The organism is Dietzia sp. DQ11-38-2 (assembly GCF_014145055.1).
GTDB lineage: Bacteria > Actinomycetota > Actinomycetes > Mycobacteriales > Mycobacteriaceae > Dietzia.
The window spans coordinates 1-1,522 of sequence record NZ_JAALDW010000408.1 but is presented as its reverse complement, the minus strand read 5'-3'; the positions used below and the strand labels follow the sequence as shown (position 1 = coordinate 1,522).

The window sequence follows — 1,522 nt, the reverse complement described above, 5'->3', positions numbered from 1 at the left end:
TCCTTCCACTGTCTCTGGGACGCCTCCGACGCCATCGGCAACTCCGTGTTCGGCAGCACCGCGTACGCCTCGCTCGTGCTGGGGGTGGTGATCGTGGTCGCGATCGTGTTGGTGCGCGTAATCGCCCGGCGCGCCTCGCGGGTGCAACGGCAGTGGCTGCGAGCCGTCCTGGCCCCCGAGGTGGATCAGGGGGTCATCACCGAGCGCGAGGTCGCCGCGGTGGTCGGGGACCGCGGAGCCCGGCGACGCTACCTCCGCAGCGCCCCGCACGGTCGCCGGCAGGGCAGGCACGTGCTCACCTCGGTGCGGGCCCTGGCCGCGGCGATCGCCGCGGGCCGGGACGTCGAGGGGGCACGTGCCGAGATCGGACGGGTGCGGTCGAACGGGTGAGGCGGGGCGGGGCCGGCGGGACGGCCTGATCGACGACGACGAGCGGCGCACGGTGAATTGCGAATCCCGCCTACAGCCGCGCGCCGCGGGCGGACACTGGTGTCCTACGCCTCTACGAGCCGAGGCCGCGTCCGCCAGTCGATCACGCCAGTCGATCAGAGGAGAAACCAGTGTCCTTCCAGGCATACCTCGACACCATCGAGACCAAGACCGGGCTCACGCCGCGGCAACTCGTGAACCAGGCCACCGACCGCGGTTTCGGTCCCGGGACCAAGGCCGGGCCGATACTGGAGTGGCTGAAGAACGACTACGGCCTCGGCCGCGGCCACGGCATGGCGCTCGTCCACGTGATCACCAAGGGACCGCAGATCAGCTCGAAGCACGTGGGCTCCACCGGTTCGCACGCTGACGCGACCGACATGCTCTGGCTCGACGGGGCGGCCACCAACCCGAATCGCTGAGCTCGGGCGTCCGTTGTCACCTACCCGCTGTCCTGCGGCCCCTCCGGGAGCCGCTCCTCGTTCAGGCCGGACCATTCGACGTAGTCCGCCCAGGCGCGCTCGTAGGACAGCGTGTCCGGTTCTGCGGCAGAGGGTCCGGCGCGTGCGACGGTCCGACCCCGCCGGATCCCGAAGGGCCAAATTTTTCTCATCTTCTTATTCGGTGGCGAGATCGGACCGGATGGGAATGCGGCATCGTGTTCGCCACACCGTGACTCAGATCCGAGAAGGGAGACGACCGACGGGGGTGCTCGGGCGTCCCCGGACTCACGCGTTCTGTTCGGTCCACTCTCCGGACGCGTAGTCGGTCGCCAGCTGCCGCAGCGCGTCGTGGTCGACCCCCAGGAGACTCATGGGTGGGCGCCGGTCGGGTAGGGCGATCGACGGCAGGGTCCACCAGGAGAGTGCGGCGTCCGGAAAGCGACGAGCGTCCAGCAGCCGGTTGATCGCGCAGATGATGTTGTCCGGATCGCGCGGATCGACGTGGTCCATCTGGAATCGGGGGTACACCCATCTCCGGTCGCCGCGCAGCGCGATGAGCCGGCCGTCTCGCGCGAAGGTCCGCAGTGCGTCGGCGGAGGCGGTGGATTCGGACAGCACCCCGCGCCGCACGAGGACCTCGGCCGCCTCGA

2 protein-coding genes and 2 pseudogenes are annotated in these 1,522 nt (G+C 70.0%); 2 read left to right on the top strand and 2 right to left on the bottom strand.

Annotation, left to right across the window (positions count from 1 at the left end; translation table 11 throughout):
- Positions 1-390, top strand: a pseudogene (locus G6026_RS13335) (PrsW family intramembrane metalloprotease); the annotation flags it as partial.
- 170 nt (positions 391-560) lie between these two features.
- Positions 561-851 (top strand): DUF4287 domain-containing protein, encoded by a 291-nt coding sequence (locus G6026_RS13330; protein WP_107757236.1) that lies wholly within the window; start codon positions 561-563, stop codon positions 849-851.
- 20 nt (positions 852-871) lie between these two features.
- On the opposite strand, the gene G6026_RS13325 is transcribed toward G6026_RS13330, so the two are convergent.
- Both G6026_RS13325 and G6026_RS13320 read right to left on the bottom strand, forming a co-directional pair.
- On the bottom strand, positions 872-1,042 hold the full coding sequence (locus G6026_RS13325) for a hypothetical protein (protein ID WP_182613453.1): 171 nt from the start codon (positions 1,040-1,042) through the stop codon (positions 872-874).
- A gap of 115 nt (positions 1,043-1,157) precedes the next feature.
- Positions 1,158-1,522, bottom strand: a pseudogene (locus tag G6026_RS13320) (hypothetical protein); the annotation flags it as partial.